A 26,603-nucleotide genomic window follows, 5' to 3' on the forward strand; every position below is an offset into this window, starting at 1 on the left:
GTAAACATACGAATTTCCCTACGAACTGCACATGATGAAGCAGGCAGACAGCTCAAGCGGCTGATGCAAACGGGAGACGTATGTCCATGGATAGCAATAGGAAACTGTGATCATAACAGTTCAGGATGAAGAAAATGGTTTTACTTTTGTGATTAATGATGTCTTAGGCGACAAATAGACACGACTAATCGTAAAGTAGAAGCACTCTATACTTATATCCTTTTGCTTATTTTACATATGGATAATGAACGATCTGACGTTAGCATTAATCACCGCGAGAGCATCTGCTCTGGCGGTTTTTTTATGATTTCAGAGAGGATGATGTTCAATGACAACCATCGTAAAAGTAAGCAATCTGGCAAAAGATTGGAACGGTCAACGAATTTTCGAACAAGTGAATCTACAAATAGAAGCAGGAGAACGTCTCGCCTTGATCGGTGAGAATGGAAGTGGCAAAAGCACATTGATTCAACTGCTAATGAATGATACTGAATCTACAGAAGGCAAAATCGAACGCTTCTTACCATTGGCACAATGGGATTGGATGAGACAGCAAGATGATATGGAGCATATTCATCAAGGCTGGACAACGTTAGAAATAGCGAGACAAGGTAAGCCAGAATTGTGGAACTTACGCCAACAATTAGATGAATTAGAGCAACAACTCCAGAATATTTCAGTGGAACAACAAAGCGATCATTACAACGAGGTTTTGGAACAGTATGGCAGTACGTTAGAACAATATGAGAAGCATGATGGATTCCTATGGGAAATTGAAGTGGAAAAGCAATTGACTACGATAGGGATTACATCTGAGTTATGGAATGTACCCTATACACAGTTAAGCGGAGGTCAGAAAACAAGAGTCCGTCTGGCATCTGTTTTAACGCGTGAGACGCAGCTATTAATCTTAGATGAACCTACCAATCATCTCGATACAGAGACCATGGAATGGTTAGAAAAGCGATTGCAACAATACACAGGTACTTTGTTATTTGTCTCACATGATCGTGAATTTGTAGATCGGATGGCGACGTCTGTATGTGAATTGACACAGACAGGAATGACCAAGTATAAAGGTGGATACCGCGATTATCGAGAACACAAAGAGCGTGAATTACGAGCGCAAGAATCGCTTTACAAAAAGCAAGAACAACAGCGCAAAGCGTTAGAAGAATCGATTCGCAATTATCAGCAATGGTTCGAACAAGCGCATCGGGCAGCCGGTAAGCAAAATGAAGTGAAAATTACTAAAAGCTTTTATAGAGATAAAGCGAACAAAAATATTTCACGCTATCATGCCAAAGAAAAAGCGCTGGAACGTTTAGATTCAGAAAGCGTTCAAAAACCACGTGATGCTGATAAAATGAACTTTGAACTAGAAGCGAGTGAGTTTAAAGGGCATACCTTAATTCGGTTAGATGATGTAAGTTTTGCGTATGATGCTGATCTAGAACAAATAGAACAACATCAGAATACAGAGCATGAAGATAAAGCTTTGATTCAACATCTTGATATGAATGTACAACGTGGCGATCGTATTGCGATTACAGGGCCAAATGGGTCAGGTAAAACCACACTGATCAAGTTATTACTCGGACAGCTCCAACCATCCAGTGGTGAATTATGGCATCATCCAGCACTGAATATAGGTTACTTTTCACAGGAACTCGAAGGATTGCCGTTAGAAATGACCTTACTGGATAGTCTGCTTGTGTTGCCTTCTATGACACGCACCGAAGCGCAAACGATCTTAGGTTGTTTTTTGTTCCGTGGCGAAGAAGTGTATAAGCAGATTGGACATCTAAGTATGGGAGAGCAGTGTAGGGTCGCATTAATACGATTATATTTTGGCGGTGCAAATGTGTTGATTCTCGATGAACCGACCAACTATCTAGATATCGCTGCACAAGAAGTGATCGAGTCAGCGTTACAACAATACTCAGGAACGATTATTTTGGTCTCTCATGATCGGATGTTAGTTCGGCGATTAGCGACTCGATTGTTACAGTTAGAACGTAGCCATCATTATCAACGGTTTGAAGGAACTGTAGAAGAATATGAAGCAGCCAAAGCACATCAGCAACAAGAAGCTATGGCAGGTGGAGTAGAAGGTTATCAACAACGTATGATGCTAGAATTGCGTCTATCTCAATTGTTAGCCGGGCTTGCAGATCAGAAGCAATCTCATTCGTCTTCTCGATCCCATGAACATCTTTCCAAATCGACACAATCTATTGAAGATTTAAATCTAGAGCAGCCAGCTAATGATCCTGTCTGGCAAGAAATTCAATCGTTACGCAAAGAGTTAGCATCATACTCGTCTCATTCGTAAATCAAATAGAATATTCTTTTTTGCATAACAATCGTTGACGGGAAGGCTGGTTGTTTGTAAAATAGTGAGTATCTATTTTCACTATGACATCTGCAACGAAAGAGAAGAGTAAACAGTACTGTCGTACAGGGAGAAAATGCCATTAGATTGAGAGCATTTTTACAGAAGCAGACTGTTGAAGTTCACTCTGGAGCAGCGTTCTGAAATATAAGTTAGCGGCGTAAGCAAGCTGATTTGTAGATTAGGAATAGCCGGTGTAACGATCCGTTATCGTCGTTTCGAGCGAGAAGCTTATAATCTACATGTGATTGATATAGAGGAGACTCTATGTTGAGATACAGATTATAAATTTCTAACAAGGGTGGTACCACGGTCTTTTCGTCCCTTAAGGGGAGAGAAGGCCTTTTTTTGTTGTTTTGATAAAGTTCACACACTGCGGGATAGGAAGAAAGGGGCTTAACAACGATGAGCGAAATCGTCCAAATGCAAGAACATTTGCTTGCTTTGAAATCAGAAGCACTGGAAGTATTAGAAAAAGTAGCCACACCGAAAGAGCTAGCTGATCTACGTGTTAAATACTCTGGTAAAAAAGGAGCTTTAACTGAAGTATTGCGTGGTATGGGTAAGCTTAGCGCTGAAGAACGTCCAGTTGTTGGTCAAGTTGCCAATGAAGTGCGTGAAGCGATTGAAGAAGTTATTAATCGCAAGCAAGAAGAATTTGTACGTGCTGAAACGAATGAACGTCTAGCAGCTGAAAAAATCGATGTAACCTTGCCAGGTCGTGGATTGCCACAAGGTGGTATTCATCCGATCAACAAAGTAATCGAACAAATGGAAGATATTTTCTTAGGTATGGGATACAGCGTAGCAGAAGGCCCTCAAGCTGAAAGTGATCATTATAACTTTGAAGCATTGAATTTGCCTAAAAATCATCCTGCTCGTGATATGCAAGATTCGTTCTATTTAACAGAAGATTTGTTGATGCGTACGCATACTTCTCCTGTACAGATTCGTGCGATGGAAGCAGCAAAAGGAAAAGCTCCTTTGAAAGTTATTTGTCCGGGTGCTGTATACCGTCGTGATGATGACGATGCGACTCACTCTTTCCAATTTTTCCAAATCGAAGGTTTGGTGATCGATAAAGGAATTCGCATGAGTGATTTGAAAGGAACATTGCTTCAATTTGCGCGTGAAATGTTCGGTGAATCGACAGAGATTCGTTTGCGTCCAAGCTTTTTCCCTTTCACAGAGCCTAGCGTAGAAGTAGACGTTACGTTTGTGAAAAAGAACGGTGAGCGTATCTGGATCGAAGTATTAGGTTGCGGTATGGTTCATCCTAAAGTGTTAGAAATGGGCGGTTTTGACCCTGAAGTATATAGTGGATTTGCATTCGGTATCGGCGTAGAACGGATAGCGATTTTGAAATACGGTATTGATGATATTCGTCATTTCTACAGCAATGATATGCGTTTCCTCAAACAATTCTCACGTATCTAATATAAAGGAGTGAATAGCAGTGAAAGTATCTACACAATGGCTGTCTCAATATGTTTCTTTGGATCAAGTCACTCCAGAAGAACTAGCTGAGCGCATTACACGTTCAGGAATCGAAATCGACAGCGTCGAATATCGTAATCAAGGGATTACCAATGTTGTTGTTGGTTATGTGAAAAGCAAAGAAAAGCATCCTGATGCAGACAAGTTAAATGTATGTGTGATTGATGCCGGACAAGGTGAAGATTTACAGATCGTATGTGGCGCTAAAAATATCGATGCCGGGCAAAAAGTTCCTGTAGCACTTGTTGGTGCCAAATTACCAGGCGGTATGGATATTAAAAAAGCCAAATTACGTGGCGTATTATCTCAAGGAATGATCTGTTCTGCGAAAGAACTAGGCATTAACGATAAATTGTTACCTAAAGATCAACAAGAAGGTATTTTGGTGTTACCTGAGAACACAGAAATCGGTACACCGATTGTACAATTGCTTGGCTTAGATGATGCAATTTTAGATTTCGATCTGACTCCGAACCGTTCAGATTGCTTGAGTATGTTAGGAGCGGCTTATGAAGTTGGTGCTATTTTAGGTCGTGATGTGACATTGCCTGAACTGAATTTTGTTGAAGCTGGAGATGCAGCAGCAGATCATATTTCAGTGAATATTGAAGCAACCGAACAATGTAGTCACTTTTCTGCTCGTTATATTAGCGGGATTACAGTAGGTACTTCTCCATTGTGGTTGCAAAATCGTCTGATTGCAGCAGGTATTCGCCCGATTAGTAATATTGTAGATATTACCAACTTTGTAATGTTGGAATACGGACAACCACTTCATGCTTATGATGCTGACAAATTAAATCAAGGTGCTATCGAAGTGCGTATGGCACGTGAAGGTGAAGTACTTACTACACTAGACGATCAAGAACGTAAGTTAGACGATCGTATGTTGCTGATTACAAGCGGTGGACAACCTGTAGGGCTTGCTGGCGTTATGGGTGGTGCTGACACTGAAGTCACTGCATCTACGGTTAACATTTTATTAGAATCTGCCAAGTTCGATGGTGGAACGATTCGCAAAACATCACGTCGCTTAGGGCTTCGTTCAGAAGCAAGTCAACGTTTTGAAAAAGAAGTTGATCCTTCTGCTGTGGTGCCTGCACTAAATCGTGCGGCTGAATTGATCGTTCGTTATGCTCATGGATTAATTCATGAAGGTATCGTAGAAGAAGTGGTACAAGTTGCAGAAGAGAAAACATTGCAATTGTCTTTAAGTAAATTAAATCGTTATTTAGGTACAGAGTTATCTTTACTTGAAATCAAAACGATTTTTGCTCGTTTGCAATTTCCTTGCGGTGATGTAGCACAAGATTTATTAGAAGTTCGTGTTCCTACTCGTCGTGGTGATATCGTACGCGATGTTGATTTGATTGAAGAAGTGGCTCGTCTATATGGATATGATAATATCCCTACGACTTCTATTGAAGGTACAACAACACCAGGAGCATTAACCAAATCTCAACGCTTGCGTCGTACGATTCGTCATTTGTTAACGCATGGTGGATATCAAGAAGCAATTACGTATTCATTTACCCATCCAGCGAAAAATGATCTGTTCCCGCAATTGCGTGGAGAACAGCAACAAGTCGCACTAGCGATGCCAATGAGTGAAGATCGTAGTGTGTTACGTAGCACATTGATTCCGCAATTGTTAGAGACAGCTTCATTTAACCGTAATCGTAAACAAGAAAATCTAGCTTTATTCGAAATCGGTAGTGCATTCTTCAGCTCTGAGCAAGAATTGACTCGTCAACCGACAGAGGTTCCTTTACTTGGACTATTGCTTACAGGCAGACGTCAACAAGCGCAATGGAATACAGGCAATGAACGTGTCGATTTCTTCGATCTCAAAGGTGCTTTAGAAAGCTTGCTACAATATCTAGGATTGCAATCGTTGATCACATACAAAGCAGATCAACCACAAGGATTCCATCCAGGACGTTCTGCATCTGTATACTTGCAAGTAGGCAGTCAGCAAAAATGGATCGGTGTAATCGGACAGATTCATCCTGATATTCAACGTGAGTCTGATCTTGAAGATACGTATGTAGCAGAGATTCAATTGGCTCCATTATATGAAGAAGCTGATGAGAAAATCGTATACAGCGAATTGCCACGTTACCCTTCTGTACAACGCGATATCGCTGTTGTGATCAACGAAGACGTAGCGGCAGGAGAATTATTAGCTTCTATTCGCCTGACAGCGAAAGAATTGTTAGAAACCGTACAAGTATTTGACGTATACACAGGTGATCGTGTAGGCGAAGGTAAGAAGAGTGTAGCGATAGCTATCGTATATCGTCATGCAGAGCATACGTTAACAGACGAAGAAGTAACCACTGTGCATGATCAAGTCTTAACGGTATTGTCTGAACAATTTGGTGCAGAACTGCGTAAGTAATCATTTTGTCCAATCTTTATACTGCGTAGATTCCCTATCCAAATGACTCGGAAATAAAGAATCATGTTTGTTAGGGATGATAGCAGGAATTGACAAGAGTCGCATCGAATAACAATCGATGTGGCTTTTTTGTCTACATCCAACTAGAATAAACAGAAGAAGTAAAGGAGGGCACGATTGTGACGACACCCGAACGTATTCGAGTAAACGTGGATATTTATGGAACAACTTATAAATTAGTTGGCACGAGTGCCGATTATATGAGACAAATTGCTCGTTATGTAGACGAGCATATGAACGATATATCGCAAGCTCATTCTCATTTAGATAAAGCTAAATTAGCTGTATTAGCAGCTGTACACATGGCGGAAGAATCGATTAATGCCCAGATCAATCAGTCTGAATTTGATAAAGCGATCGCAGAGCAAGAGCGCTTAAATACAGAGCTAGAACAATTGCAAAGTGTAAAAGCTCAACAACAAGAATTGATTCAGAAATTACAACAGGACAATCAACAACAAACGACGACCAATGAACAATTACAAAAAAATGTGAAAGAAACATCTGCTCAATTAACACAGACTCAGCAAAAGTTAACTTCTGCGGAAGGTCAAAACAAACAATTACAACAGCAAAATCAAGAACACAAATTAAATAACGAACAAATACAGCACAAATGGAAAATTGCTGAAGAAGCTCTTCAAAAAGCTTTGAAATCCAATGTAGAACTGGAACAAAATCTGCAACAAACGACAGAAAATTTACGCAGTGAGATTAATCTTTTAACTGAAAATGAAGAAGTGTCCAGTTTGCGAGTAATGGAGTTAGAAGAGCAGTTGCAACTGTTACAACAACAACATGATCGTGTGCAACAGGATCATGCCGAACTGGAGGAAAATAACAAACGTACACTGACAGAGTTACAAGGATTACAAGAACAACATGATCAGCTCACCAAAAAAATAGCAGAAGCGCAAGAAGAATCCGAGACATGGCGCGAATTGTCTGTACAGCAAGAGCAGGAGTTGCAGACAGTACAAGTTCATTTAACAAATGTACAAGCAGAACAACAACAATTAGAACAGCAATTAAGCGAATCTCAACAACAATTGACAGCAGTACAAGCACAATTCGATACTGCTCAGCAAGAGATAGCAGAATCCAAAGAAGAATCCAATCGTTGGTATGAATTAGCACAGCAACAAGAGCAAGAAGTACAAAAAGTGCAGGTCGAATTAACACAAGCTCAAGAGCAACGTCAAACGTTGGAAGAGCAAGCATCTGCAACCAAAGAACAAATGTCTATTTTGCAACAACAATTAGCAGATGCTAAAAACGAAGTATCCGCTACCAAACAAAGATTAGAAACATGGCGTGAATTATCCGGTCAACAAGAACAAGAAGTGGCTCGTATTCAAGGTGAATGGTCACAAGCTCAAGAGCAACAAGTTGTATTGGAAGAACAGCGTGTAGCGATAGAAGAACAGCTTAACGAATTGGAAGAACAAAAGTCAGAACTGGACCAACAATTAACTGAACTACGTCAAGAAAACGCTACGCTCAAAGAAGAAGTAGACACGTGGCATGAATTATCTGATCAACAAGAACAGGAATTACAGACAGCTCAGTCCGAACTTGCACAGCAACAGCAACAATATACGTCTCTACAACAACAATATGCTACAGTGCAAGCAGAGTATGAATCATTACAAGCAACCAGTGAACAGTTACAGACCGAGCATGAATCTGTACAGACGCAAGCACAACAGCTACAAGAGCAACAACATGATCTGAATCAACAGCTAAGTACACTTCAAGAATCATTCACAGCAACACAAGAAGAAGCTGGAACATGGCGTGAATTATCCACACAACAAGAACAAGAAGTATCTCAAATTCAAGCTGAACTTGCTCAAGTGCAAGAACAATATACGGCTTTGCAACAACAATCAAACAGTATCCAGAGCGAGCGTAATGATCTGGAAAATCAAGTCCATGTACTGGAAACAGAACAGTTGGAGTTACAGCAACAATTGGTAGAACTTCAAGAAGCATTAACCGTAACGCAAGAAGAAGCTGGAACATGGCGTGAATTATCCACACAACAAGAACAAGAAGTGTCACAAATTCAAGCTGAACTTGCTCAAGTGCAAGAACAATATACGGCTTTGCAACAACAGTCGAATAGTATCCAGAGCGAGCGTAATGATCTGGAAAATCAAGTACATGTACTGGAAACAGAACAGTTGGAGCTACAGCAACAATTGGTAGAACTTCAAGAAACATTAACCGTAACACAAGAAGAAGCCGGAACATGGCGTGAATTATCCACACAACAAGAACAAGAAGTATCTCAAATTCAAGCTGAACTTGCTCAGGTGCAAGAACAATATACGGCTTTACAACAACAGTCGAATAGTATCCAGAGCGAGCGTAATGATCTGGAAAATCAAGTACATGTACTGGAAACAGAACAGTTGGAGTTACAGCAACAATTAGTAGAGCTTCAAGAAACATTAACTGTAACACAAGAAGACGCAGAGACATGGCGTGAGCTGTCAGGACAGCAGGAACAAGAGGTCGAGCGGATTCAAGCTCAATTACTAGATACGCAACAACAAGCGCAGACAGTAGATCAGCAGAGAGTACAATTAGAAGAACAACAGATTATTTTAAATCAACAACTTCATCAGGCGCAGCAAGAATTAGCCAATACGCAAGAAGAAGCTGAGACATGGCGCGAACTTTCTAGCCAGCAAGAGCAAGAAGTAGAACAGGCGCAAGCTCAATTGTCTCAAATGAGTGAGCAGGTTGGGCAATTAGAACAACAGTTGCAGACACTGGAAGAACAACGTCATCAACTGGAAAAAGAGCAGTCATCTCTTCAACAACAATTGGAAGATGTACAGCAACAGATGATTACTACAACCGAAGAAGCCGAGACATGGCGTGAATTGTCAACTCAACAAGAGGATGAAGTGAATCGTCTGCAAGCCAGGTGGACAGATGCTCAAGCAGAACGCCAAGTACTCGAAGAACAGCTTCGTGTTATCGAAGAACAACGTCAGACATTAGAATATCAATACCAAGATCTAGAAGAGTTACAGTCTGAACGTATCGATCAGTTAAATGAACTGCAACAGCAAAAATCAGCGATTCAGGAAGAAATGGAAATGTGGCGTGAACGTTCTAGTGAACAAGAAGATGAATTGCATACGTTACAAGCTCAATGGTCACAAGAACAGCAATATCATCAAGATGCACAAGCTCAGGTAGCTACATTGAATCAAGAGTTGCTTTCGTTACAAGATAAGTTAGGTCAACAAGAGCAGATTTTGCAAGAAGCGAATCATAATATCGATCAATGGAATGATCGGTATACTCAACTGGAAGAAGATTATCGCACAGTGAGTCGTAATGAAGAAGGGTATCTGGAAGAAATCGGACGCTTAGAACAGCAAAGCCATCAGTTGCGTCAAGAATTAAATGAATGGCAACAACGTATTCAAGCAACCGAGCAATTACAACAAGAACAAGCACAGCATATTGAGCGTTTAGAGCAACAAGAACGTGAATGGCGTGAGCAACAAGATCAACTGGCTACAGTAGAAACACAGAAGTCAGAAGAAATGCAAGAAATATTGCAGCAATACGAAGTGTCTTCCCACCAATTACGATTGGTTCATATCGAACTGCAAGATCAGCGTGAAGAGAAAGAACGTATTATAGGTGAGTTAGAACAATTGCGAGAACAGCATCATCGTCTGGAAATTGAATACAATGAGTGGATGGAATTAATCGAGCAGGACCAGAATTAGATATCAAAATCCCTTTCTGCTTATCACTACATATATTAGCTGTAGTGAAACAGAAAGGGATTTTTTAATAATATTTAATAGCTATAAGCGATTACGCTTCGTCTACGATTAATTTCGCAACCATTGTACTATGACCGGAACCACACATGATAGAGCAAGCAATATCAAATTGACCTGCTTCTTGTGGAGTAACGGTTGCTGTTGTATTTTGTGAATCCAGATCGACATTAAGCGCTGGAATCATCACACCATGATTACCTTGTACACTTTCAAATACGATCTGTACCGGTTGTCCTTTTTTGACATGATATTCTTTTTGATCAAATGCATAATTGGTTGCTTTAATCATCAATTGTTCTGTGCCATCAGCAGGTGCAACACCTGTCTCGGTAACACCACCTTGAGGTTGATTGGTAGCAGATTCATTTTTTTGACCACAAGCAGATAAAAGAACCATGACTGCGATCATCATACTAACGATAATCAGCGTTTTTTTATACGTATTTACTTTGGTATTCGGTTGAGATGGGGTATACATGCATTGATTCCTCCTATAGTGATATATAATAATGATCATTGCCAATATTCATAAATAGTATAACTCTGTTCTACATAAAGAGTAACCGGTATCATCAAATTTAAAATAAAATATGGCGAAAAAAAGAAATACGAATCATTAAGTAATCATTTAGAAAGCAATTGAGATCAGTTAGTTTTTGATCATATACCCATTATTTATTATTTGTCCTACAAGTATTTTGTGAATATTTGGTCTAGATGTATAATAAGAAGTAGTGCATTATATTATAAAGGAATTTGTTAGTTAGAGGAGTGTCATTACGTTGAACGAAAAAATATTCCATACCATGCAGTATGGTCAAATTTTGAATACATTATCTTCACATGCAGCTACTTCTATCGGTAAACGCGCAGCGCTTGCTTTGCAACCGGATACCGATTTGGAGCATGTCAAAAAGTTACTTCAAACAACAGATGAAGCGACATTGGTTGATCGTCTTAAAGGAACCCCGCCTTTTGGTGGGATTGTTGATATCAGTGCAGCCGTGAGTCGTGCACGTATTGGTGGTACATTGAATCCAAGTGAACTATTGGGTATTGCAAATACGATTATGGGCGGTAGACGTGCACGTCGTCATGTCGAGATGGTACATGAAGAAAATCCTGTACCGATGCTAGCTGATCTGGTCGAACTGATCTCTGATCAACGTCCACTGGAAAAAGCGATTCGTGCTTGTATTGATGACTCTGCTCATGTGATGGATTCAGCAAGCCCGGAACTTGCAGCAGTACGTCGTGAACTACGTTCAGGTGAAGTACGTATCCGCGAGAAGCTGGACAGTATGATCCGTTCTCAAAGTGTAGCCAAAATGTTACAAGATCAATTAGTAACGATTCGTGGTGATCGCTTTGTAATTCCGGTCAAAGCAGAATACCGTGCTCACTTCGGTGGTATTGTTCATGATCAGTCCGGTTCAGGTGCGACACTATTTATTGAGCCAGAAGCGATTGTAGCGATGAACAACAAGTTACGTGAAGCCAAGCTACGTGAAGAACGCGAGATTGAAGTGATTTTGCAGAAGCTAACAGCTCAAGTCTCGGATCAAGTCGAATTGCTGAATTATGATATTGATATTCTGGCAGACCTTGATTTTATTTTTGCCAAAGCCAAATTAGCTCGCTCGATGGACGCAACAATGCCGAAGATGAATGATCGTGGATTTTTGAAATTGAAAAAAGCGCGTCATCCATTGATTCCACTTGCTCATGTAGTGCCAACTGATCTTGAACTCGGCAATGAGCATACCAGCATTATTGTGACCGGTCCGAATACCGGTGGTAAAACCGTTACACTGAAAACAGTTGGATTACTGAGTCTGATGGCGATGTCAGGATTATTTATTCCGGCTGATGAAGGCAGTCAATTATGTGTATTTGATGCGATCTATGCGGATATTGGTGATGAGCAAAGTATCGAACAGAATTTAAGTACATTTTCAAGTCATATGACCAATATTATCTCGATTTTAGAGCAAATGACGCCAAAAAGTCTGGTGTTGTTTGATGAATTAGGAGCAGGAACTGATCCGGCAGAAGGTTCAGCGTTAGCGATTGCGATTCTGGAGCATATTCATTCACAAGGTTGTCGAATGATTGCAACGACTCACTTTAGCGAACTGAAAGCTTATGCTTATGATCGTAAAGGCGTGATCAATGCCAGTATGGAGTTTGATGTGAATACTTTAAGCCCTACGTATCGCTTGCTAATAGGTGTACCGGGACGTAGTAATGCATTCGCTATCGCTTCACGCTTGGGACTATCTGAAAAGATTCTTGATGTTGCGCGTGGCGAAGTTGGAGAAGAAGATCAACGTGTTGAAAATATGATCGCTTCCCTAGAAAGTAATCGTCTAAGTGCAGAAGAAGATCGTAATACGGCAGCTACATTGCGTTCTGATATGGAGAAATTACGTGGTCGTTATGAACGTGATCTTGCTAGATTAGAAGAACAACGGGATAAACGTCTGGAAAAAGCGGACGAAGAAGCACGTGAGATTATCGAAAAAGCGCGTAAAGAAGCCGATGAAGTGATTCGTTCATTACGCCAGCTTGCGCAAGAAGAAGGCGCTTCTGTAAAAGATCACAAGCTGATTGCAGCTCGCAAACAATTGGATGATGCTACACCAGGGCAGCGTGCGAAGAAGAAATCTGCTTCTTCTACCGAGTCCAAAAAAGTCAAACCACTTGGCCCTGGTGATGATGTAATGGTGTATAGTCTGAATCAACGTGGGCATATCGTAGAATTATCGGGAACCAAAGAAGCTGTCGTACAGATGGGTATTTTGAAAATGAAAGTAGCGTTAAGTGATCTAGAATTAGTACAGTCAGCCGCTACGATCAACGCACAGCCACAGAAGAAAGCAACAACGATCAAACGTTCACGCGAAGACAATATGCGCTCTGAACTTGATCTACGTGGTGCTAATGTAGAAGAAGGATTAATGGAAGTGGATCGTTTTCTTGATGAAGCTTTTTTAGCGAACCTGGGGCAGATTTATATTATTCATGGTAAAGGTACCGGTGTGCTAAGAACAGGGATTCAAGATTTCTTGCGTCGTCATAAGCATGTTAAAAGTTTCCGTACCGGTGAATACAATGAAGGCGGCAATGGCGTTACTGTAGCTGTACTGAAATAATCCGGCTTGAAACCATTACAGTGTTCATGCGTAATGAATAGAAATGTCTGTAGATGATTTCAGTACCGGAAGGAGCTATGAAGTGGCGTGAAAGATTATATTGATCCGATGCTTGCACATCCGGTCGGGATGATGATCGGTTTTTTCTCGGTAGCTGTACTACAGCTTATCGTATTTCTATGGTGTTTCGAAATGGTAGCCAAATATAAATGCTGGGACGAAATAAGACGAGGTAATGTAGCGGTAGCGATGGCAACAGGCGGTAAGATTTTCGGGATTTGTAATATTATGCGGTTTTCGATCGAAGCGCATAGTACGGTATATGAAAGTCTCGGCTGGTCGGTTATCGGTTTTGTTTTACTTCTCGCTGCTTATTTTATATTTGAATTTTTGACACCTGTTTTTAAAATTGACGAAGAAATTGCAGCAGATAACAAAGCTGTAGGTTTGATCTCCATGATTATATCGATCTCCTTATCGTACGTGATAGGGGCAACTATTTTATAATCAAGATTGAACTGAAATATGAGTGATGAGAGGAATTACAACATGGATACAACAATATGTCCTTGGTGTGATAGTGAGATTGTATGGGACCCCGAATTTGGACCGGAAGAATTGTGCCCGCACTGTCATAATGAATTAAATGGTTATCGTACGCTTAATATTGCTTTAGATGAAGACGAAGATGAGGAATATGTGGAAGGCGGACAGAAGCCACCTGCTGAAGTTCGTAGAGCTCCTGTAGCACCTGTAGCTCAACCTGAAGAAGAGCAACAATCTTTTGCTTCCCGAGCAACCAGTCTGTTGAACGATGCAGAACTATTTACACAACCGAGTCTATCTTCACTCAAAACGATTGAGCAATATGGTGATGAGAATTTCAACATGGTGCAGTATGAAGAAAATGTAGAGCAATTGCTGGATCAGCAAGAAGAGATTCCGCAATGTCCACATTGTCAGGAATATATGTTGCTTGCAGGTACGCAAGCAATGGGTGGAGCTGGATTTACCCCTTTGCCTGCAACAGCTAAAAATGTAGCGATTTTACCATCTACATTTAAAGTGAATGTATATGTATGTCCAAGTTGCTTCCATGTGCATCAAAGTCTATGTGAAGATGAGCGTGTAGCGATTATCGACAAGATTACTAATTTAAACGAACAATAAGCATATCGAACAATAAATAAAAAGCTCTTATTCTCTACCTGATAATAGGTGAGCATAAGAGCTTTTTGCTGTGTGATATAGGATGGTATGATTATGCAATAAATCGGTTACTGTAGAATTACACCACAATATCGTCAACTGTTGCAGGGGAAGGCTTGGTTGTACGAGTCAATCCAAACAGTTCTAATTCAGGACGCTCGATTCCAGTAATCGTATCTGCTAGCAATTGAGCTGCAATAGCGCTATAGACTGTTCCATTCCCACCATATCCTTCAACAAAATAACTATGAGGATAATCAGGATGTCCACCGATATAAGGCAATCCATCACGGCTAGAACCGAATACCGCTGCCCATGCATAATCGATCGACAATTCACCTACATTTGGAAATAGTGTCTGTACTTCTTCTAGCAACTTTTGGGATTGCTTCACCATACGAACATCACGCCATTCCGGATCTGTAAATGGCTCATCCAAGCCGCCTACAACGATTCGGTTGTCCGCAGTTGTTCTCATATACAGGTATGGACGTGTCGTTTCCCAGACCATACTTTGCTCATGCCAACCATCCCAACTTTCTACAGGGTTCGTCATAATCGCATACGTCGTTTCTAGAAATGCGCCACGTTCTTTTTTCATTTCTTGAGTTGCATAACCTGTAGCATAGATTACAGTACGTGCACGAATCTCGATATTACCTGCATAACAGGTAACGCCTGTATCATCAGCCACATGACTTGTGATTTCTACACCTTCATATAATTGTGCACCATGATTCATTGCATCAGCCATCAATGCATGAATAAAGCGATAAGGGTTCACTTCAGCATCGCCATGCGTATACAATCCACCCGCTTTTTCAAAAGAAAAACGTTTGGCTATTTCTTCTGCATCCCAATATTCAGCTTCAAATCCAAAACGTTTGAGATTGTCATATTCTTCTTTCAAAGCAGGTACGTCTTCTGGATTACTTGCATAATATAGACTACTACGTGGAATCAACTGAGCATCAATCGGTAATGTTGGAGCAATGTCGATTAGATACTCCATCGCTTGCTGGCAAAGGCGGTAAAACAATACACCATTTTGTTCGCCAAATGTATTGATGCAAGAAGTCATCATTTTATCGTTAGTATATTGAAGTAAACCGGTATTAGCGACAGAGCTACCTTGACCGATTTTTGATTTTTCTACAAGCACTACATTGATGCCTCGATGTGCAAGTTCGCGCGCAGACAAAGCTCCGCCCATTCCGCCACCAATAATAAGTACATCACAGGCAATATTTTCTTGTAATGATTGGTATTTCGGTGTCTCGGATTCAGATAGTGTTTTGTCCCATGCTGTACGGTTAGTGTGCAAATCCATAATATTTCGCTCCTCAAGGTATAATAATAGGCTACCGGTGCTGACTGTCTAAGTAATAACATTAAGTAACCTGATTGCTGTCCTCTTGAAGCAGTTCATTCAGATAATCGTTTGACAGACAATGATTCAATCAGAGGGTTGGCAGAAATGGGCGATTCATGTCATACTTATGATTAATCTTGCGCACTTGGAGGCTATTACATTATGAAAGAATTGAGCGACCTTAAATTACAAATATTAGATTTGTTAAAAGAAGATGCAAGACGCACACCACAACTTCTTTCTACATTATTAGGTGTTGATGAAGCAGAAGTAACTCAAGCGATTCGTGAATTGGAAGATGAGCATGTGATCGTGAAGTACACATCTGTAGTGAACTGGAGTAAAGTCGATGACGAGAAAGTCACAGCATTAATTGAAGTACAGATTACACCGGAACGTGGCAGAGGATTTGAAGGTATTGCAGAACGCATTTATTTGTATCCACAAGTAAAATCTGTTTATTTGATGTCTGGTGCTTATGATCTTCTGGTTGAAGTAGAAGGCACCAATTTGAAAGAAGTAGCAAGCTTCGTTTCAGATCGTTTATCTCCTATTGAATCGGTATTGTCTACCAAAACTCACTTTATCCTTAAAAAATACAAGCAAGATGGCATTATCTTTGAAGAACACGAAGATGACCGTCGCTTGATTATTTCTCCATAACATGAATATTCGTTGTGATATACAACTCTTTTTGATATAAGCAGAAGAAATCGCGCTTACGGAATACAGCGCTGAAGGAAGAGGATTGCTATGATTGTCAATAATGAACAACAGACCGGATCATCCAAGTCGATGACTTCGTACCTTTCACCATTAGTTCAAGATATTAAGCCTTCGGGTATTCGTAAGTTTTTTGATCTGGTGAGCGCAAGCAAAGATATTATTACGCTAGGTGTAGGAGAACCCGATTTTATTACACCATGGCATGTACGTGAAGCTTGTGTCTATTCATTAGAGCGTGGATATACACGTTATACTTCTAATGCCGGTATGCCTGAACTTCGTGAAGCAATTTCAGGTTATTTGGACAATGAATTCAAAACTGCCTATGATCCGAAAGATGAGATTCTGGTGACCGTCGGAGGTAGCGAAGCGATCGATTTAGCTTTGCGTGCGCTGATCACACCGGGAGATGAGATTTTGATCCCTGAACCTTGTTATATCTCTTATTCACCGATTACAGCTATTGGTGGAGGAATCCCTGTCGGTATTGAGACTTTTGCCAAAGACAATTTTAAATTAACGGCAGAAGCGTTAGAAGCACAGATTACTCCACGTTCCAAAATTTTGATCCTTTGTTATCCAAGTAATCCCACAGGGGCAATTATGACGTATGAAGATTGGTTGCCGATTGCTAAAGTGGTCGAAAAGCATGATCTTATCGTGATTTCTGATGAAATTTATGCAGAATTAACATATGGTACGAAGCACGTCAGCTTCGCATCGGTTCCGGGTATGCAAGAACGGACTATTTTGGTCAGTGGATTTTCCAAAGCGTTTGCGATGACAGGCTGGCGTATGGGGTATGCTTGTGGTCATCGTGATCTCATTTCTGCGATGCTCAAAATTCACCAATACACAGTTATGTGTGCTCCTGTAATGGGTCAAGTAGCCGCTTTAGAAGCATTGACCAATGGATTAGGTGAAAAAGATAAGATGGTAGAGTCCTATAATCGCCGCCGTCGTCTGATTGTCGATGGATTCCGCAGTATTGGTCTGGAATGTCATGAACCTCAAGGCGCTTTTTATGCTTTTCCAAGTATTCAGAATACAGGGCTGACTTCTGAAGAGTTTGCTCAACAGCTTCTAGTGGAAGGAAAAGTCGCGGCTGTTCCGGGTAGTGTATTCGGGTTAGGTGGCGAAGGATTTATCCGTTGTTCGTATGCTACATCTGTCGCACAATTAAGTGAAGCATTGGAAAGAATAGGTTCATTCGTAGCTAAAATAAAATAATTGTCACATAATCTTCTTTTTTCCTTGAATTAACAATTTTCCTGCTTTCATTTACATGATCCTGTGATATAATGGGTCTTTGGAAGCAGGAAATCATGACTCAAGGGAGGGGATTATTTGTATTGCGCTGAATATAATTTGCCGGGATATCGTGGACATAACATTGCAGAGAGTAATGGAGTATGGTCTACGTCCTCAGAGAAGTCTTCACAGATACTTTCCCTAGAGGATGAAATTTATTTGCTTCGTATGCGTATGGAACAGTTATTTTTGGAAGAGCAATCTTTTACATCAGAAGTTGTTATTGAAATCAGCATGTTGCTTGACCTCAAAATTAACGAATATATGCGCTCTCATCAAAAACATTCGTAACTCAGATCAAAACAGAATGTTGAGGTATGATCGATCTTGTTATAGTGGATACGATGTAACATTTATAGCCTGAAATCAACAGAGGGTCCTCAAAAAGGAGCTTCTTTTTTTACGTCAAATAGCTGTGGTATGATGGGATATAGTGAATTGAAGGAGGAACGTTGGGTGAAATTGTGGATAAAAGGATTACTACTAAGCATGAGTATGGTATTCGTTTTGACAGCTTGTGGTGGGGATCAACCGAAAGATCCTAATCAAGTGACTGTTTTTATTATGGGTAGTGAAGGATTTTCACAAGAATTAGCAGATCAGGTCAAACAAGATTTGCAGACCAAGCTTGGCAGTACAATGAAAATAACAGTCAATACAACACCGATTTATTCCGCTGAAAAGTTAACATTAGAATATGTCGATCGACAAGATGATATTATTATTTTGCCAGAAAATGATATGAAATCTTATTCGATTAATGGGGGTCATATGGTGTTGGATAAAGATTTTGATTCCAAAACGTATGCTCGCGGTGTAACGATGGGTAGTGCATCCGCAGAAGATGTAGATAAACAAGAAAAGCATCTATTCTCGATTCCTGTCGATCAAATGAGTATCTTCAAACAAATCAAATATACGCCGGACAATCTGTATGCTACCATTCCTGTGTTTGCAGATTATAATAAATCGCTCAAAATCTTAAAAGCGATGACAGAATAATATCGTTCTATCATCCATGTGGAGGGACAAATGAATATTTATACACGTACAGGTGATGAAGGGCAGACTTCTGTGATCGGAGGTCGGGTCAGCAAAGACGATGCTCGCGTTGAAGCATACGGCACGATTGATGAGCTAAATAGCTTTGTCGGCCAAGCGTTGGCAATAGCGGATAGTGAACACTTTGCAGATATTCAGGAGCAATTGTTGGCGATACAACATGAATTATTCGATTGTGGAGCAGACCTAGCCTTTGTTGAATTAGATGAAAGTAAGTATAAAGTTCATGCTGAATTAGCGGTTCAATTGGAACAATGGATTGACCAGTATGAGACAGAAAATCCACCAATAGAACGGTTTATTTTACCAGGAGGTCATCCGTTAGCCGCTTCACTACATGTCTGTCGTACGGTATGTCGTCGCGCTGAACGAAGAGTGGTAACACTGGGTGCAATAACAGATATTAATATAAATGTGCGTAAATACTTAAATCGACTTTCAGATTATTTTTTTGTGATTGCGCGTACAGCGAATGTGCGTTCAGGTATCACAGATATTGAATATATTCGTAGTCAAAAAGTATTTCGACGTGATTGAGGGACTATTGTGATTAATGCTAAAAACGATACTAACGATTATTACGAACCAATATTGTATACGATCCAATCGCAAGATGAAGGTATGATTCTCAAAAATATTATGCAACGCCGGATGGGCATTTCACGCAAATTGCTTTCACGTCTTAAAATGACAGAGCAAGGGGTAATGCTGAACGGTCAACATGTGTATGTAAGCGTCAAAGTGCAAGCAGGCGATCTATTAGAGATTCGGATGGAGCGAGAACAATCCGATGATATTTTGCCACAAGCCCAGCAGATCGATGTGATCTATGAAGATCAGCATCTATTGATCGTTAACAAACAAGCAGGCATTATCGTGCATCCTACGAGCGGACATTACACCGATACACTGGCAAATGGAGTAGTTCATTACTGGCAAGAGCGCGGAGAGAAGTTCCGCTTCCGTCCGGTGCATCGATTAGATCAAGATACATCGGGTGTGCTGGCTATCGCCAAAAATCCGTATGTACATCAACATATTTCAGAACAAATGATGCAGAATACAGTCCAGAAAAGATATCATGCCTATGTGCATCATATTCCGGTGATATTACAAGATCGCATCGAAGGAGCGATTGATCGTGATCTAGTTGAGCCTCATATGCGAGTAGTCACACCGGATGGATATCCAGCAGCTACCCGTTATCAAGTGCTAGAATCTTTTCCAGAGCGTGATGTATCATTAATTGAACTGGAATTAGAGACCGGACGTACCCATCAGATTCGGGTACATATGAAGCATATCGGTTGTCCATTGGTTGGCGATCGGTTATATGGTTATGCGCGACCAGACAATAATATAGACCCTTCTAGCTCTATCGCTCAATTGGATCAACTTGCAGGCAGACAAGCGTTACACGCTGTTGAGCTAGGTTTTGTACATCCAGTTACAGGTGAAGAGATGCTTTTTCACGCACCATTACCTGAAGATTTAGCAATACTGGATGCAGAATTACGAGGACATGAAGCTTGATGGTGAAGATAGGATATTCTCACATCAATAAAATCATTTTTTAATCCAGTATTAAAGGAGAATGTAAGCCAATGAGTAAATTAACAGTATATCAATACCCACAATGCAGTACATGTCGCAATGCAATCAAATGGCTACGTGCAGAAGGTCATGAATTGAACTTAATTCATATTGTAGAATCTCCACCTACCGCAGAGCAATTACGTGAATTGGTTGAACATAGCGAACTGGAATTGAAGAAATTTTTCAATACCAGCGGTGAAGTCTATAAAAGTCAGAATCTAAAAGAAAAATTACCATCTATGGATGCTCAAGAACAACTACAATTGTTATCTGAAAATGGTAAATTGATTAAACGTCCGATTGTAACAGATGGGGATAAAGTGACAGTAGGATTCAAAGAATCGATGTATGAAGAAGCATGGAAAGCGTAAAGTAGGAAGAATAATATAGCGATCTACCTAAAGAGTATGTCCAAAAGTCTTTTGCTGAGCATATATTTGCCAGACAAAAGGCTTTTTTTATGTTTACTGCTATTTATATGATTCAACACAGCTAGTCACTAGACAATTATTTATTTACATTATCTGCAAAAGAAACGATAATATGAGTGATTTATAATTACAAAAATGGGGGAAAAAGGGTATGAATAAAGTATGGTCGAAAGCATCGGCGATTCTTTTGTTAGGAAGTGCAATTTTGTTCAGTAGTAGTGCATCTACGCCTGTATATGCCGCATCGTCTACGTACAAAGTGACTTTTGAACAAGCACGATTAGTATCAAATGATCATGTAGGCAATGAGTGGTCTATCGCAGCAGCAGTAGCTGGTAAAGCAATCAATGAAGGCAAAAGTATGAATGTAAGTGTAGATTCGAAGGGAAGTATCAAATTGTATGGCTATGTTGTAGAAGAAGATAAAATTCCCGATGAAGGCGAAAATACCAAAACGGTAAACGTATCTTCGATCTCTAGCAAAGGTTCAACAGTTAAAGTAATGGTCACAGTGACCGAAAATAGAGGGCGTTATTCTGGTAATGAAGCTATATGGGAATTTACGTACAAAATCAAAAAACAATAATATATAATATATTGGAGTCGCTTTATATCTGAACATGGATCATGATCATCTCAGGTATAGAGCGATTTTTATAAATATAAATGATTAAAGGATGGAGATTATGTACCAATCACAACTTAAGCTGGTTCAAGCATCATCTATACATAAAGAGCAATTGGCTGAACTACGGGCGATGGTTCTGCAAGAAGATCTTACCCGTCTGGGTCGATTTGATGAGCATAAGGTTCGTCAGCGCTTTCGTAATGCTTTTGATCCGAGTTATACATGGTTGATCGAAGTGGAAGGAAAGATAGCAGGTTGCGTTGCTTTAAAGCCAGAACAGGAGGGTTACATTTTAGAGCATTTTTATATGTATCCTGATGTTCAAGGTCATGGCATAGGCAGTCAGACACTGCGTCAATTGTTAGCTCGACCTCATCTTCAAGGTAAAGTCGTTCATCTCAATGTACTCCAAGGTAGCCCGGCACAAAGACTTTACGAACGTTTTGGATTTGAGCTTGATTCTGAAGATGAAGTGGATATCTTTATGAGTCGCACGATATAAATAAATTAGTATGAAAATAAAGAACCAATTGTAGAATAGTTAAAAAATTTAAAGTCTTGTGAATACTTGTACAGTGTCGCAGAAATTCGGTATGATATACTCAGATTGGATTCATCTGTATTGAAGAGAGAAGGTAGAAGTGAAGATAATGAAAGATCAAAAAATAATGTTAGTCGATGGAATGGCACTGTTATTCCGAGCTTATTATGCAACAGCGCAATCCGGTTATATTCGTCGCACAAAGTCAGGGATTCCTACGAATGCGATTTACGGGTTTGTACGTTATCTATGGGACGCTGTACAACTGTATAATCCTACTCATATCGCTTGTTGTTGGGATGTTAGTAGCAAAACGTTTCGTACCGAAGAATTTGCTGCTTACAAAGGAAATCGTTCAGCTGCACCGGATGATCTGATTCCTCAATTTGATTTGATTTTGGAAGTGACCGAAAGTATGGGTATTCCTAATCTAAGTGCACCTGGTTATGAAGCTGATGATTGTATCGGTACCATTTCACGTGAGCTTGAAGCAGATATGGAAGTTCTGATTTTGACAGGAGATCATGATATGTTACAGCTAGTGGATGAACGGACTAGCGTGATTATTATGAAAAAAGGCTATGGTAATTACAAAGTCTATACGCCTGAATCACTAATGGAAGAAAAGGAATTAACACCTGCTCAGATTATTGATATGAAAGCTCTGATGGGCGATGCTAGTGACAACTATCCAGGAGTCAAAGGAATCGGTGAAAAAACAGCGATTAAGCTGGTCAAAGAGTACGGAACAATCGCAGGAATATTGGAAAATTTAGATCAATTAACACCTTCGATTCGTACAAAAATTGAAAATGGTCTCGATATGCTTCATATGTCTCATCGCTTGGCGGCGATTCATCGTGAAGTACCTGTCGTTTGTTCGCTGGATGCCAGTCTTTTGCTTTTAGAAGATGATATCATTCTGACGAAATTTGAAGAACTAGAGATCAAAAGTCTTTGTTCTATGTTAGGCGTAGGTGTATTTTAAATGAAAACATTATCGCGCTTAATGATCGCTATATTGTCTATAGTAATGATTCTGTGCTTGCTACCTACTGCTGGTTCTTCAGCGGTAGCAGCAGGGTCAGGAATCAAAGCTGCAACGCAGAAAGTGTCTGCTGCTGGACGAACATTTACTGTACAGACTGTTCGTATTCCCAAAGGAACCAAAACAGGTATAGGACTAGCTAATCAACAAGTCGGTCAGACTGCTTCTTTATCTTCTATCGTCAAACATTATGGTGCTCAAGCAGCTATTAATGGTGCTTTTTTTGAAGCGTATGGTGGTGCGCCTGATCCTTATGGTACGTTAATTAAGAACGGTCGTATCGCGCATTTGGGCAGATATGGCACAACGATAGGATTTTTGGCAAATGGTACAGCGTTGATGGATTCGTTACGATTGTCTGTCACAGGAACAGTGCAATCGACAACAGGCAAATCGTCTAGCTGGTACGCTATCTGGGTGAATCGTCTTCCCGGTGCTTCCAGTACATCTGTTATCTACACGTCTGATCGAGGTACCAATACAGGCTTCACAGGTGGAATTGCAGTTACTGTAGTGAATAACAAAGTAACGCATAAAGGAAACAACAACAAAACCAAAATTCCATCTAATGGATATGTGCTTGTGTATACAGGAGATCAGAAATACGCGGCTGATCGCTTTACGGTAGGTGCTACTGTCAACATGAATATCGCTTACCAGGATATCAATGGCAAAGATATTCCATGGCAACAAGTCGTGACTGCGGTAGGTGCAGGCCCAAGATTAGTGAAAGACAGTAAAATCGCTCTAAATGCAGAAGCAGAAGGATTCCAAGATTCTAAAATTTTGACTGCTGCTGGTGCACGTAGTGGGATTGCAATAATGGCGGATGGTTCGGTGATGATTGCGACTGTTCCAGGAGCAACCATGAAACAATGGGCAGCTATTATGCAAAAGCTTGGCGCTAAACAAGCGATGAATTTAGATGGAGGCGCTTCATCGGGAATGTATGCAAATGGACGTATGCTTACTGCACCCGGACGCTTATTAAGCAATACGTTAATTTTTGGTGCAAGCGGTTCATAAAGCAGTAGTGTCGACATCATCTCGACTTCAATATCATATATGATCAAATATGGAGCATCTCTGCACTAATCTAGGGGAATACTAATCTGTCCATACAGGATAACTCAAAGGAGAACTATCATTTATGAAAAAATTAGGGGCTATTGAAGCAGGCGGTACTAAATTTGTATGCGGGATCGGTACAGAGGATGGAGAAATTTTAGAAAGAGTAAGTTTCCCAACCGAAACGCCTGAGATTACGATGAAAAATGTAATTTCTTTTTTTGAAGGTAAAGGGGTTGAAGCGATCGGGATAGGTTCTTTTGGACCGATTGATCCGATTAAAGGCAGCCCAACTTATGGATACATAACGACTACACCCAAGCCACACTGGGGACAATACAATATTGTAGGACATATGAAAGAGCATTTTGATGTACCGATCGGTTTTGATACCGATGTGAATGGTGCGGCTTTAGGCGAACACAAATGGGGAGCAGCGCAAGGATTATCGAGCTGTATTTATATTACGGTAGGTACAGGTATTGGTGCTGGAGCAGTAGTCGATGGTAAAATGCTACATGGACTATCTCATCCAGAAATGGGACATATTTTGGTTCGTCGTCATCCTGATGATCATTTTGAAGGATTCTGCCCTTATCATGGCGATTGTCTGGAAGGTGTAGCAGCCGGCCCTGCGATTGAACGACGCTGGCAAGTTAAAGGTTCTGAGCTAACTCCAGAACATCCTGCATGGGAAATGGAAGCTTACTATCTGGCGCAAGCATTAATGAACTATGTACTAATTCTATCCCCACAAAAAATTGTGATGGGTGGCGGCGTGATGAAGCAAGAGCAATTGTTCCCGCTAATTCGTGAAAAATTACAAAAGCTTCTAGCTGGTTATGTACAGCATCCTAGCTTAAATGAACAAATTGACCAATTTATCGTCCCTCCACAATTGGGTGATAATGCTGGATTATGCGGAGCGCTCGCTTTAGCAGATCTAGCATGGTCTGGAGAAAAAGGTGCAACCAATGGCGAATAAGAAAAAAGTAAACCCAGCCATCAAAAGACAGCAACAACAAGAATACAAACAAAAAGAAGCGTTACGTCAAAAGAAGTTAATGCGTAATCTTATTATTGGAACTGTAGCTGTGATTGCAGTGATTGTTCTACTTATTATTTTCGTACCGAACAACAAAACAGCCGAAGCGACTACGTTTGATTACAATCAGCTTCCTGTCAAAGGTGAAACCACAGCTCCTGTCAAAATTGTAGAATTTGGCGATTTCAAATGCCCGATTTGTAAACAGTTCAATGAAATTATTGTGCCACAGATTCAAAAAGATTACATTTCCAATGGTACAGCCGCTATGTACTTTATGAACTTCCCGTTTTTGGGACCTGATTCCACAACAGCAGCTTTGGCTGTAGAGTCTGTGTATCACCAAAACAATGATGCGTTCTGGAAATATTTTGACGCTATTTATACTAATCAAGGCGATGAAAATACAGAATGGGCAACTACCGATTTTCTTGTTAATTTAGCTAAAAAAGCAGATGCGTCAATTGATACGACCAAGCTTCGTCAAGATATCGAAAATAAAACGTATGCCAAACAAGTACAAGCTCAATACGATAAAGGCAAAGAATTAAATCTTCCAGGCACGCCATCGATCTACATTAACGGAGTAGAGTATACAGGCGATCTAGGCGATTATACTGCACTCAAAGCAGCAATTGAGAAAGCCAAAACAGAAGCCGGATCGGAGGGCTAATACGATGAATACAGAATCGTCTCCATCTTTTTTAGCACGATACTATTTATTTCTAGCATGGATAGTCGCTATTGTAGCTACTGGTGGAAGTCTGTATTTGAGTGATGTAATGTTGCTAGAACCTTGTAAATTATGCTGGTATCAGCGTATTTTTATGTATCCACAGGTGATTTTGCTCGGTATCGCTGCTTATCATAATGATCGACGTATTGTCAGATACTCGATGCCACTCGTTATTCTTGGTGCATGTGTAGCGATTTACCATTATGCAGAGCAACATATTCCAGCTTTGAGCAGAATTTTACCATGTACAACAGGGGTTCCTTGCAATAAGCCTTATTTTGAATGGTTTGGTTTTATTACGATTCCTTTTATGGCATTGATTGCGTTTATCTTGATCGCTTTGTTGTTGTGGAGAGGTAGTCGCGCAGCAGATGCTATCGCTTATGAAGATGAAGAAACAGAATAAGTAATCATACCGTTGATTGATATCAGTACCATGTCTTCTTTTTAGCATTTATTGTTGAAAAGAAGACTTTTTTTATAATCCAACGATAGAAATATATG

General features: G+C 40.3%; 23 protein-coding genes and 1 other annotated feature. Of the genes, 21 read left to right on the top strand and 2 right to left on the bottom strand.

From position 1 onward, the window contains the following. The first annotated feature begins 328 nt into the window (after positions 1-328). The 4 genes from abc-f to PQ456_RS06675 all read left to right on the top strand — a co-directional run bounded on the left by abc-f (position 329) and on the right by PQ456_RS06675 (position 10,111). Complete coding sequence (abc-f, locus tag PQ456_RS06660) at positions 329-2,335, top strand: ribosomal protection-like ABC-F family protein (RefSeq protein ID WP_273615428.1); 2,007 nt, start codon at positions 329-331, stop codon at positions 2,333-2,335. An 86-nt stretch (positions 2,336-2,421) separates the two neighbouring features. Beyond that, positions 2,422-2,724, top strand: a binding site (T-box leader). A 94-nt stretch (positions 2,725-2,818) separates the two neighbouring features. After that, complete coding sequence (gene pheS / locus PQ456_RS06665; RefSeq protein WP_204825672.1) at positions 2,819-3,832, top strand: phenylalanine--tRNA ligase subunit alpha; 1,014 nt, start codon at positions 2,819-2,821, stop codon at positions 3,830-3,832. 19 nt (positions 3,833-3,851) lie between these two features. Continuing rightward, the gene (gene pheT / locus PQ456_RS06670) at positions 3,852-6,293 is read left to right on the top strand and encodes a phenylalanine--tRNA ligase subunit beta (RefSeq protein WP_273615429.1); all 2,442 of its coding nucleotides are present in this window, start codon (positions 3,852-3,854) and stop codon (positions 6,291-6,293) included. 179 nt (positions 6,294-6,472) lie between these two features. Next, the gene (locus PQ456_RS06675; RefSeq protein ID WP_273615430.1) at positions 6,473-10,111 is read left to right on the top strand and encodes a cell division protein ZapA; all 3,639 of its coding nucleotides are present in this window, start codon (positions 6,473-6,475) and stop codon (positions 10,109-10,111) included. Positions 10,112-10,202: 91 nt separating this feature from the next. Here the strand turns inward: PQ456_RS06675 and PQ456_RS06680 are convergent, their stop codons facing one another. Continuing rightward, positions 10,203-10,649, bottom strand: coding sequence for a cytochrome c oxidase subunit II (locus tag PQ456_RS06680; RefSeq protein WP_273615431.1), 447 nt, complete (start codon positions 10,647-10,649; stop codon positions 10,203-10,205). Positions 10,650-10,953: 304 nt separating this feature from the next. On the opposite strand from PQ456_RS06680, the gene PQ456_RS06685 reads away from it, so the two are divergent. From PQ456_RS06685 to PQ456_RS06695, 3 genes are all read left to right on the top strand, one after another. Continuing rightward, a complete protein-coding gene (locus PQ456_RS06685; protein ID WP_273615432.1) occupies positions 10,954-13,326 on the top strand; it encodes an endonuclease MutS2 in 2,373 nt (790 codons plus the stop codon). A 108-nt stretch (positions 13,327-13,434) separates the two neighbouring features. Beyond that, positions 13,435-13,833 (top strand): DUF350 domain-containing protein, encoded by a 399-nt coding sequence (locus PQ456_RS06690; RefSeq protein WP_204825671.1) that lies wholly within the window; start codon positions 13,435-13,437, stop codon positions 13,831-13,833. Positions 13,834-13,875: 42 nt separating this feature from the next. Continuing rightward, positions 13,876-14,496, top strand: a complete 621-nt coding sequence (locus PQ456_RS06695; RefSeq protein ID WP_273615434.1) for a hypothetical protein — start codon at positions 13,876-13,878, stop codon at positions 14,494-14,496. Positions 14,497-14,614: 118 nt separating this feature from the next. Here PQ456_RS06695 and PQ456_RS06700 read toward each other — a convergent pair whose 3' ends face one another. Continuing rightward, on the bottom strand, positions 14,615-15,865 hold the full coding sequence (locus PQ456_RS06700; RefSeq protein WP_273615435.1) for an NAD(P)/FAD-dependent oxidoreductase: 1,251 nt from the start codon (positions 15,863-15,865) through the stop codon (positions 14,615-14,617). 204 nt (positions 15,866-16,069) lie between these two features. Between PQ456_RS06700 and PQ456_RS06705 the strand changes: the two genes are divergently transcribed. The 14 genes from PQ456_RS06705 (at position 16,070) to PQ456_RS06770 (ending at position 26,505) form a co-directional block, all read left to right on the top strand. After that, complete coding sequence (locus tag PQ456_RS06705; protein ID WP_069327277.1) at positions 16,070-16,570, top strand: Lrp/AsnC family transcriptional regulator; 501 nt, start codon at positions 16,070-16,072, stop codon at positions 16,568-16,570. 90 nt (positions 16,571-16,660) lie between these two features. Continuing rightward, positions 16,661-17,863, top strand: coding sequence for an aminotransferase class I/II-fold pyridoxal phosphate-dependent enzyme (locus tag PQ456_RS06710; protein WP_273615436.1), 1,203 nt, complete (start codon positions 16,661-16,663; stop codon positions 17,861-17,863). A 162-nt stretch (positions 17,864-18,025) separates the two neighbouring features. Further along, positions 18,026-18,235, top strand: coding sequence for an aspartyl-phosphate phosphatase Spo0E family protein (locus tag PQ456_RS06715; RefSeq protein WP_273616262.1), 210 nt, complete (start codon positions 18,026-18,028; stop codon positions 18,233-18,235). Positions 18,236-18,400: 165 nt separating this feature from the next. Continuing rightward, positions 18,401-18,946 (top strand): hypothetical protein, encoded by a 546-nt coding sequence (locus PQ456_RS06720; protein WP_273615437.1) that lies wholly within the window; start codon positions 18,401-18,403, stop codon positions 18,944-18,946. Between the two features lie 30 nt (positions 18,947-18,976). After that, positions 18,977-19,543, top strand: a complete 567-nt coding sequence (locus tag PQ456_RS06725) for a cob(I)yrinic acid a,c-diamide adenosyltransferase (RefSeq protein ID WP_273615438.1) — start codon at positions 18,977-18,979, stop codon at positions 19,541-19,543. Positions 19,544-19,627: 84 nt separating this feature from the next. Beyond that, positions 19,628-20,539: an RluA family pseudouridine synthase gene (locus PQ456_RS06730; RefSeq protein ID WP_273616263.1), complete on the top strand. Its 912-nt coding sequence runs from the start codon at positions 19,628-19,630 to the stop codon at positions 20,537-20,539. A 71-nt stretch (positions 20,540-20,610) separates the two neighbouring features. Next, the gene (locus PQ456_RS06735; RefSeq protein ID WP_273615439.1) at positions 20,611-20,973 is read left to right on the top strand and encodes an arsenate reductase family protein; all 363 of its coding nucleotides are present in this window, start codon (positions 20,611-20,613) and stop codon (positions 20,971-20,973) included. Positions 20,974-21,184: 211 nt separating this feature from the next. Continuing rightward, positions 21,185-21,619 carry a hypothetical protein gene (locus PQ456_RS06740; RefSeq protein ID WP_273615440.1) on the top strand — a complete coding sequence of 145 codons (435 nt, stop codon included), beginning with the start codon at positions 21,185-21,187 and terminating at the stop codon, positions 21,617-21,619. A 100-nt stretch (positions 21,620-21,719) separates the two neighbouring features. Further along, positions 21,720-22,163, top strand: coding sequence for a GNAT family N-acetyltransferase (locus PQ456_RS06745; protein WP_273615441.1), 444 nt, complete (start codon positions 21,720-21,722; stop codon positions 22,161-22,163). Between the two features lie 148 nt (positions 22,164-22,311). Next, entirely contained in the window at positions 22,312-23,190 is an 879-nt protein-coding gene (locus PQ456_RS06750; RefSeq protein ID WP_273615442.1) for a 5'-3' exonuclease, read from the top strand. Next, the gene (locus PQ456_RS06755) at positions 23,191-24,276 is read left to right on the top strand and encodes a phosphodiester glycosidase family protein (protein ID WP_273615443.1); all 1,086 of its coding nucleotides are present in this window, start codon (positions 23,191-23,193) and stop codon (positions 24,274-24,276) included. A gap of 124 nt (positions 24,277-24,400) precedes the next feature. Beyond that, positions 24,401-25,303, top strand: a complete 903-nt coding sequence (locus PQ456_RS06760; protein WP_273615444.1) for an ROK family protein — start codon at positions 24,401-24,403, stop codon at positions 25,301-25,303. Continuing rightward, positions 25,293-26,036, top strand: a complete 744-nt coding sequence (locus PQ456_RS06765) for a DsbA family protein (RefSeq protein ID WP_273615445.1) — start codon at positions 25,293-25,295, stop codon at positions 26,034-26,036. The genes PQ456_RS06760 and PQ456_RS06765 overlap by 11 nt, the downstream gene beginning before the upstream one ends. Before the next feature lie 4 nt (positions 26,037-26,040). After that, positions 26,041-26,505: a disulfide oxidoreductase gene (locus tag PQ456_RS06770; protein ID WP_204825066.1), complete on the top strand. Its 465-nt coding sequence runs from the start codon at positions 26,041-26,043 to the stop codon at positions 26,503-26,505. Positions 26,506-26,603 lie beyond the last annotated feature (98 nt).

It is taken from the genome of Paenibacillus kyungheensis (assembly GCF_028606985.1).
GTDB classification, from domain to species: Bacteria; Bacillota; Bacilli; order Paenibacillales; family Paenibacillaceae; genus Saccharibacillus; species Saccharibacillus kyungheensis.

Excerpts from the sequence above, each read along its gene's own strand:
- PQ456_RS06680 (WP_273615431.1), bottom strand. The coding sequence starts at position 10,649 with ATGTATACCCCATCTCAACCGAATACCAAAGTAAATACGTATAAAAAA.
- PQ456_RS06735 (WP_273615439.1), top strand. The coding sequence starts at position 20,611 with ATGAGTAAATTAACAGTATATCAATACCCACAATGCAGTACATGTCGC.
- pheS (WP_204825672.1), top strand. The coding sequence starts at position 2,819 with ATGCAAGAACATTTGCTTGCTTTGAAATCAGAAGCACTGGAAGTATTA.
- PQ456_RS06740 (WP_273615440.1), top strand. The coding sequence starts at position 21,185 with ATGAATAAAGTATGGTCGAAAGCATCGGCGATTCTTTTGTTAGGAAGT.
- PQ456_RS06700 (WP_273615435.1), bottom strand. The coding sequence starts at position 15,865 with ATGGATTTGCACACTAACCGTACAGCATGGGACAAAACACTATCTGAA.
- PQ456_RS06730 (WP_273616263.1), top strand. The coding sequence starts at position 19,628 with ATGATTCTCAAAAATATTATGCAACGCCGGATGGGCATTTCACGCAAA.
- abc-f (WP_273615428.1), top strand. The coding sequence starts at position 329 with ATGACAACCATCGTAAAAGTAAGCAATCTGGCAAAAGATTGGAACGGT.
- PQ456_RS06750 (WP_273615442.1), top strand. The coding sequence starts at position 22,312 with ATGAAAGATCAAAAAATAATGTTAGTCGATGGAATGGCACTGTTATTC.
- PQ456_RS06765 (WP_273615445.1), top strand. The coding sequence starts at position 25,293 with ATGGCGAATAAGAAAAAAGTAAACCCAGCCATCAAAAGACAGCAACAA.
- PQ456_RS06725 (WP_273615438.1), top strand. The coding sequence starts at position 18,977 with ATGAATATTTATACACGTACAGGTGATGAAGGGCAGACTTCTGTGATC.
- PQ456_RS06695 (WP_273615434.1), top strand. The coding sequence starts at position 13,876 with ATGGATACAACAATATGTCCTTGGTGTGATAGTGAGATTGTATGGGAC.
- PQ456_RS06690 (WP_204825671.1), top strand. The coding sequence starts at position 13,435 with ATGCTTGCACATCCGGTCGGGATGATGATCGGTTTTTTCTCGGTAGCT.
- PQ456_RS06770 (WP_204825066.1), top strand. The coding sequence starts at position 26,041 with ATGAATACAGAATCGTCTCCATCTTTTTTAGCACGATACTATTTATTT.
- PQ456_RS06705 (WP_069327277.1), top strand. The coding sequence starts at position 16,070 with ATGAAAGAATTGAGCGACCTTAAATTACAAATATTAGATTTGTTAAAA.
- PQ456_RS06760 (WP_273615444.1), top strand. The coding sequence starts at position 24,401 with ATGAAAAAATTAGGGGCTATTGAAGCAGGCGGTACTAAATTTGTATGC.
- PQ456_RS06710 (WP_273615436.1), top strand. The coding sequence starts at position 16,661 with ATGATTGTCAATAATGAACAACAGACCGGATCATCCAAGTCGATGACT.
- PQ456_RS06745 (WP_273615441.1), top strand. The coding sequence starts at position 21,720 with ATGTACCAATCACAACTTAAGCTGGTTCAAGCATCATCTATACATAAA.
- PQ456_RS06755 (WP_273615443.1), top strand. The coding sequence starts at position 23,191 with ATGAAAACATTATCGCGCTTAATGATCGCTATATTGTCTATAGTAATG.